Origin of the sequence: Leucobacter sp. G161, assembly GCF_001482305.1 — a bacterium.
Taxonomy (GTDB): Bacteria; Actinomycetota; Actinomycetes; order Actinomycetales; family Microbacteriaceae; genus Leucobacter.
Genome location: NZ_LOHP01000033.1, coordinates 1 through 208 on the forward strand (window position 1 = coordinate 1; position 208 = coordinate 208).

Here is a 208-nt window from a genome sequence, read left to right on the forward strand (position 1 = left end):
GGATCCCAATGACGCGCTCCCACTCCATCGCGGTACTCCCCGGCGACGGCATCGGCCCAGAGGTTATCGCATGCGCCCTCGAGGTGCTCGACGCCGCAGAATCACGCTACGACTTCACCACCGAGCGCACCGAGTACGCCGCAGGGGCCAACCACTACCTCGAAACCGGTGAGCTCTTCGCCGAGGTCGAAGATGAGCTGCGCGGAGC

1 protein-coding gene is annotated in these 208 nt (G+C 65.9%); it reads left to right on the plus strand.

The window, feature by feature from the left end; all coding sequences use genetic code 11:
• Positions 1–8 precede the first annotated feature (8 nt).
• Positions 9–208, plus strand: a 200-nt coding sequence (locus AUL38_RS03045) for an isocitrate/isopropylmalate family dehydrogenase (RefSeq protein WP_235590581.1), incomplete at its 3' end; no start/stop codon positions are given.